General features: G+C 66.7%; 3 protein-coding genes and 3 pseudogenes. 1 reads left to right on the top strand and 5 read right to left on the bottom strand.

The features are described 5' to 3' along the window. Positions 1-104: 104 nt before the first annotated feature. Positions 105-329, bottom strand: a pseudogene (locus tag FGX59_RS35660) (transposase); the annotation flags it as partial. Positions 330-388: 59 nt separating this feature from the next. On the opposite strand from FGX59_RS35660, the pseudogene FGX59_RS39950 reads away from it, so the two are divergent. Then, positions 389-1,775: pseudogene (locus FGX59_RS39950) on the top strand (IS3 family transposase). Positions 1,776-1,814: 39 nt separating this feature from the next. Here the strand turns inward: FGX59_RS39950 and FGX59_RS39120 are convergent. The 4 genes and pseudogenes from FGX59_RS39120 to FGX59_RS35630 form a co-directional block, all read right to left on the bottom strand. Beyond that, positions 1,815-2,479, bottom strand: a pseudogene (locus FGX59_RS39120) (DDE-type integrase/transposase/recombinase); the annotation flags it as partial. Between the two features lie 466 nt (positions 2,480-2,945). Beyond that, positions 2,946-5,507, bottom strand: a complete 2,562-nt coding sequence (locus tag FGX59_RS35640; protein WP_138473313.1) for an FAD-dependent oxidoreductase — start codon at positions 5,505-5,507, stop codon at positions 2,946-2,948. A 160-nt stretch (positions 5,508-5,667) separates the two neighbouring features. Further along, entirely contained in the window at positions 5,668-6,549 is an 882-nt protein-coding gene (locus FGX59_RS35635; protein WP_138473312.1) for a bifunctional 5,10-methylenetetrahydrofolate dehydrogenase/5,10-methenyltetrahydrofolate cyclohydrolase, read from the bottom strand. A gap of 16 nt (positions 6,550-6,565) precedes the next feature. Beyond that, positions 6,566-6,752 (bottom strand): electron transfer flavoprotein subunit alpha/FixB family protein (locus FGX59_RS35630; RefSeq protein WP_206078538.1); only part of this gene is annotated, 187 nt, incomplete at its 5' end.

Genomic DNA, 6,752 nt, shown 5'->3' with positions numbered 1-6,752 from the left:
GCAAAGAAGGGGCTGGCAATGCGCGCCGCGTAGGCCCAAGATCCAACTTGCGGACTCTCCGCTAATTCGGAGGATTGTCGGGGCTAAGGTCACGTGCTGCGAACCTAACTCTGTGTCCACGGAACCGGCAGCAGGCCAAGGCTCGTGTGGGGGCGGTGATGGGTGTAGTCGTCGCGCCAGGCCTCGATCAGGCCGCGGGCGTGGCGCAGATTTGCGAACAGGTGCTCATTGAGGCATTCGTCACGCAGCCGTCCGTTGAAGCTCTCGACGAAGCCGTTCTGCATCGGTTTCCCTGGAGCGATGCAGTGCCATTCGACCCGGCGCTCCTTGACCTTGCCCCCGGACCCCGGACTGGGAGTTAAAGTACTCCCAGAGAGAGGGCCCCCCTATGAGCAGACAATCCCGCCGCCACTTCACTACCGAGTTCAAGGAACAGGCCGTCGCGCGGCTCTCGGAGCCCGGCGCCACGCAGAGCTGCGTCGCCCGGGAACTCGGCGTGTCCGCATCGCAGCTGAAAAGCTGGCGGCTCGAGCTGGCGGCCGCGGGATCGGCTGAAGCGATCCGCAGGCAGCAGGCCGAGGCCGCGGAGCTGGCCGAGCTCCGCCGCGAGAACCGCCTGAAGGAAGAGGTGGAGGTGATGCGCAAGGCCTCCGCGCCAGTCGGGTCACTCGAACCGGTGGCGTGACCGACCGGCTTCGCTCAGTGAGCGGCGAAACAGTGAACACAAAGCTGGAGTTCATCGCCACCCACGCGTCCGCGCACGCCGTCAGCGCACGGCCCGCTCGCTCGGACGGATCGCGCTCGGAGCCGCGCTGTGCCGGGTGCTCTCGGTGAGCACGAGCTGGTTCTATTCCTGGCGTGCCGCCGCCCTGAAACGGGTGGCGCGCCGGGCGTCCCGAGACGCCCTGTTGCCGCGGATACGTTCAATCTTTGAGGCCAGTCGGCGGCGATACGGAGCCCCGCGCATCCATGCCGAACTACGGGGCCAAGGCATCCAGGTTGCCAGGAAGACGGTGGCTAAGCTCATGAAAGAGCGAGCCCTTGTCCGCCATTGGTCCGAGGACAATGGCGAGCAACATCCGTCCGCCGCGCAAAGGTCGGCAAGTCCCGAGGACGACGGATAGCCGACACAATCTCGGCATCGCCCCGAACCTGCTTAGGCGGAATTTCCGGGCTTCGGAGCCCGACCGCATCTGGCTGGCCGACATCAGCTATGTCCCCACCGACGAAGGGTGGCTCTATCTCGCGGCGGTCAAGGAGTTCGTCATCGTGTCGCCACTGGTCCGAGACCGATGGCGAACGCGACGATGGAGATCGTGGGATGGTCGATGTCGGACCGGCTCAAGAGCAGCCTCGCGGTCGATGCGATGCGCATGGCTCTGCAGAACCGGCGGCCGACGCTAGGGCTGATCTGCCACTCCGACCGCGGAATCCAATATGCCAGCGGCGATTACCGGCGGCTTCTGGATGCATGGAAGGCCAATGCCTCCATGAGCCGGAAAGGAGATTGTCTCGAGTTCAAGCTGGTCCGCGCCAGCGGATCGGATGATCCGGGGGATCATCCGGAGGCGCAGAACGCCCCCATGGAGAGCTTCTTTGGCTCCTTGAAGACCGAACTCGTCCACCGTACCAGGTTCCGGTCCCGCCGCGAGGCCAAGGCGGCACTGTTCGAATACATCGCATTCTTTTACAATCGGAAGCGCCGCCACTCGCGCATCGGATACCGCACGCCCAAGCAGGCAAGGATCGACATGGCCGCCGCGATGGCCGCATAGTGAATATCGCCCCAGTCCGGGATCCGGGGGCAAGGTCACCTCCTGCCATTTGCGGATGGCATTCGAGGTCAGCCCGGTGCCGTTGCCAATGGTGCCCGGACCATTGGCGCATCCATTGGCAACTCGCTGACCACCATGCAGGGATGGCCTCTAACCTCGGCGACATGATCCAGTTGCTCGGGCAACGCGGTGACCGGAGAACGAAGTGTCGACGGCGGTCGCCGGGCATTCCCGGCTGAAGTCGTCGATCACGCAGAGCACCCGGAAGCGGCGGCCGTCGCTCAGGCTGTCCGACACGAAGTCCAGCGACCAGCGCTGGTTCGGTCCCTGCGGGCGCGCCGTCGGCGCCCTGGTCCCCAGGGCCAGCTTGCGACCGTCCTGCTTACGTTGCGTTAAGATATCTTCCCGGTGGATCCGGTAGAGCTTCTTCCAGTTCAGCGTCCAGCCCTCCTGCCGCAGCAGGATGTGAAGACGCCCCCTCTCGGGACATCGCTTCGCGATGCCCTGCCGGGCAGTGGATAGCCGAAGCGCCGGCGCTCTCCGGAGAGCGCCTTCAGGCTCTGGCGCAGCTCATGGTCCCCCGGCCTGGAGGCGCGCCGCCTGAAGACACGCGGGTGGATCCCGGCCAAGGCACTGACCCGACGCTGCGAATAGCTCTTCTCTGTCAGGGCCCCCCTCTCGGCAGATCTGGCTCTGCCAAATCGCCTGCCGGGCAGCGGTCCGCAGCTCGACGCCTTGCACCGGGCTTCAGAAGGATCGGACCTGCGGGCTTCCTCCAAATTCGACATGAAAATCCATAAGAAATTGATATTGCTCGTATGGGATTGCGAGATTTGCCGCAACTTGGCGGTCAGGCGGGCCTTACGGGCGCAAAGCTGCGAAAGCACAGGGGAGGAGGGGGACGCCTGCACCGGCGTGCCGGGAGCTTGGATCAGACGCCGGATTCGCGACCGCCAGTCGGCGCGGCAGTAGCGCAGGGATGCCGACCGGGGCTGGTGCGGCCGGGCAGATGCCGGGCACGCCGTCGGCAACGGCAACGGCAATGCGGAGGCGACGGGACGGCGCAAGGGCTGCGGCGGGGATGGCGGAGGGCGCCGCGTCCGCCGAAGGACTGGGCGCCAGCCGGAAAGGAAGCCCCCGCCCGGGCGGGCGGGGGTGGTGCCGGGCGCTTCAGCTCCGCGGCTTGCTGTTCTCCGGGTCGTAGAGCGGCGCGTAGCCGACGCCAGCGACTTCGACCGGATAGGTCTCGTCGAAATAGGTGACGTTCAGCTTGCGACCGACCTGGCAGTAGTCCCAGGGCAGATAGGCCAGCGCGATGTTCTTGCCGACCGAGGGACCGTAGGCCACCGAGGAGGTGTAGGAGCGGCGGCCCTCGCTATCGACGAGAATCGCGCCGGTCTCCGGATCCATCACCGGCATGGTGGTGTTCGGATAGCGCTTCACGCCGTTCTGGTCGGTGTTCTCCGTCATCACCAGCGTGCAGAGCATCGCGGGCTGGTGCTCGCGCGCCCGGAACTCGACATGCTTGGCCTTGCCGCGGAAATCGGCCTCTTTCACCTTCGGACGCGCCAGATCGGCCTCCAGCAGGTTGTACTGGGTGATCAGATCCGCGTTCTGCAGGCGCAGCGACTTCTCGAGGCGGCGGGAGTTGGCATAGGTCTCCACGCCGACCGCGATCACGCCGGTGGAGCGCAGCGCGTCCCAGACAGCGAGCCCGTCCTCGTAGGCCATGTGCAGTTCCCAGCCCTGTTCGCCGACATAGGAGATGCGGAAGGCGGTGACCGTCTTGCCCGCGATCTCGACGGGGCGGATGGCGGCGAAGGGGAAGTTCTCGACGTTGAGCGCCTCCGGATCCGCGACGACCTTCTTGAGGTTCTCGCGGGCGTTGGGCCCCCAGATGCCGATGGTGGTGAACTTCTCGGTCGTCTCCTCGATGGTGACGTCGAGGCCGCGGTCCTGCGCCACGCGCTTCATGTAGATGAGGTCGCGCGGGCCGGCATCGGCGCCGTTCACCAGGCGGCAGCGGTCGGCCATGCGGAAGACGGTGAAGTCCGCCCGCACCATGCCCTCGTCATCGAGCATGTGGGTGTAGATGCCCTTGCCGATATTCGCGTCGCCGCCGATCTTGGCCGCGCAGAGCCATTCCATCAGCTCGACATGGTCCGGGCCGGAGATGTCGGTCATGTGGAAATGCGACAGGTTGATCAGGCCGCAATCCGCGGACATTTCCAGCTGCTCGGCATTGGAGACGCGCCAGAAATGGCGGTTGTCCCACTCGGCCTCGCGCACCGGCACCTGGTCGGCGTATTTCTCCAGCAGATGCTCGTTCGCGGCATAGCCATGCGCGCGCTCCCAGCCGCCGAGTTCCATGAAGTAGCCGCCGAGCTCGACCTCGCGCTCGTAGAAGGGCGAGCGGCGCACGCCCCGGCCCTTGGAGAAGGGCTCGCGCACATGGACCGGCGGGTTGTAGATCTTCTTCGCGGTCTCCCAGCAGCGGTCCTGGATGAACTGCTCGTCGAGCTGGAAGTCGGAGAAGCGCGAATAGTCGATCCGGTTGTGGTCGATATGGGTGCGCCCGTCGGTCATCCAGTCGGCGATCAGCTTCGCCATGCCGGGTGCGTCCTTGACCCAGATCGCGACCGCGTACCACAGGCCGCGCACCTTGCGGCTTTCGCCCATCGAGGGACCGCCATCGGTGGTGGTCTGCAAGAGGCCGTTGAACGAATGGCTCTCGTTGAAGCCGAGCTCGGCGAGGATCGGGGTCAGCTCCATCGCGCGCTCGAGCGGCTCGATGACGTCTTCCAGCACGAGGTCGCGCATTGACGGCCCGAGGCGCGCCTGGCCCTTCTCGAGGATGTCGCGCGGATGCACCATGCGCGGCTCGTCCTCGTAGTAGTAGCCCCATTCCATCTGGCCGCCCTCGGTGGTGGCGGGGTCGCCGGTGTCGCGCATATAGGCGGAGTTGCCCTGGTCGCGCAGCAGCGGACGGCCGATCTCCAGGCCGGTGCCGGCGAATTCGTCATAGGGTCCGAAGAAGGTCAGCGGGTGGTCGACCGGCATGACCGGCAGGTCCTCGCCCACCATGCCGGCGATCAGGCGGCCCCAGAGGCCGGCGCAGACCACGACATGATCGGCCATGATGGTGCCGCGATGGGTCTTCACGCCCACCACGCGGCCGTTCTCCTGGATCAGCTCCAGCGCCGGGGTGTTGGCGAAGGCGCGCAGCTTGCCGGATTTCTCGCCGGCATCGACCAGCTTGCCCGCGACGGTCTGAGAGCGCGGCACGACGAGGCCCGCATCCGGGTCCCACATGGCGCCCTGGATCTGGTCTTCCTCGAGAAGCGGGAATTTCTCCTTGGCCTCTGCCGGGGTGATCATCTTCACGCGGGTGCCGAAGGCGCGGCCCGAGTCGCAGCGGCGCTTCAGCTCTTCCATGCGCTCGTCATCGCCGACGCGGGCGACTTCCAGCCCGCCGATGCGGCTGTAATGGCCGAGCTTCTCGTAGAAATCGACCGAGTACACCGAGCTCCAGGTGCTCAGCAGGTCGTGGCTCGTGACATAGCAGAAGTCGGACGCATGGCCGGTGGAGCCGATATCGGTCGGGATGGCCGACTTGTCGATGCCGACGATGTCGTCCCAGCCGCGCTCGATCAGGTGATGCGCGACCGAGGCGCCGACGATGCCGCCGAGACCGACGATGACGACCCTGGCCCTGTCGGGAAAAGCTGCCATTCCTACATTCCTTCTTCGCGAGATGCCTTGCTGCCAGTCAGCACGCAGCATTGGGTGAGAGCAACGGCCTTTCGGGCCGGGAAACGGGTTTTGCCGCGCGGAGAGGGGACTCTCCGCGCGGTCTTTGCGCCTGCCGCGAGGGAGCGGGACGGCAGGGGCATCAGAGGTCCGGGGCGGGCAGGCCCGCGCGGCGGAAGGCGGCAAGCGCCGTATTGTGCATCAGCGTCATGATCGTCATCGGCCCGACGCCGCCCGGAACCGGCGTGATCGCGCGGGCGCGGGTGGCGGCGCCCGCGAAATCCACGTCGCCCTTCAGCAGCGTCTGGCCGTCGCGGATCACCCGGCTGGTGCCGACGTCGATGACAGTGGCGCCCGGTTTGATCCAGTCGCCCTTGATCATCTCGGCCTGGCCGACGGCGGCGACGACGATATCGGCGCGCCCGACCTTTTCCGCCAGGTCCCTGGTGCGCGAATGCGCCATGGTCACCGTGCAGCTCTCGCCAAGGAGGAGCTGCGCCATCGGCTTGCCCACGAGGATCGAGCGGCCGATGACGATGGCGTCGAGCCCGGAGAGATTGCCGAGGCTAGCCTTCAGGAGCATCAGGCAGCCCAGCGGCGTGCAGGAGACCAGTCCGGGCAGCCCCGAGACCAGCGCCCCGGCCGAGGCGGGATGCAGCCCGTCGACATCCTTCGCCGGGTCGATCGCCTCGATCACCGCGAGGCTGTCGAGATGGCCGGGCAGGGGGAGCTGCACCAGGATCCCGTCGACGGTCTCGTCGGCATTGAGGCGGCGGACCAGCGCCAGCAGGTCCGCCTGCGCGGTGTCCTCGGGCAGGACGTGCTCGAAGCTTTCCATGCCGAGCTTGCGGGCCATGCGGCCCTTCGAGCGGACATAGATCTCGCTAGCGGGATCGGTGCCGACCAGCACCACGGCGAGGCCGGGCGCGCGGCCCTGCTGCGCGGCGAAGCTCTCGGCTGCCGAAGCGATGCGGGTGCCGAGACCGGCCGCATGGGCCTTGCCGTCGATGATCTGCGCGGTCATCGTCTGGGCTCCCGGATCAGAGCTGCGCTTCGAGCTGCGGCAGCAGCTCGAACAGGTCGCCGACGATGCCGTAATCGGCCACCTGGAAGATCGGCGCCTCCTCGTCGGTATTGATCGCGACGATCACCTTGGAGTCCTTCATCCCTGCGAGGTGCTGGATCGCCCCGGAGATGCCGCAGGCGATGTAGAGCTCGGGCGCGACC

The sequence above is a fragment of the Poseidonocella sp. HB161398 genome (genome assembly GCF_005870025.1).
Classification (GTDB): domain Bacteria; phylum Pseudomonadota; class Alphaproteobacteria; order Rhodobacterales; family Rhodobacteraceae; genus Mangrovicoccus.
This window is presented reverse-complemented; position numbering and strand designations above follow the sequence as displayed.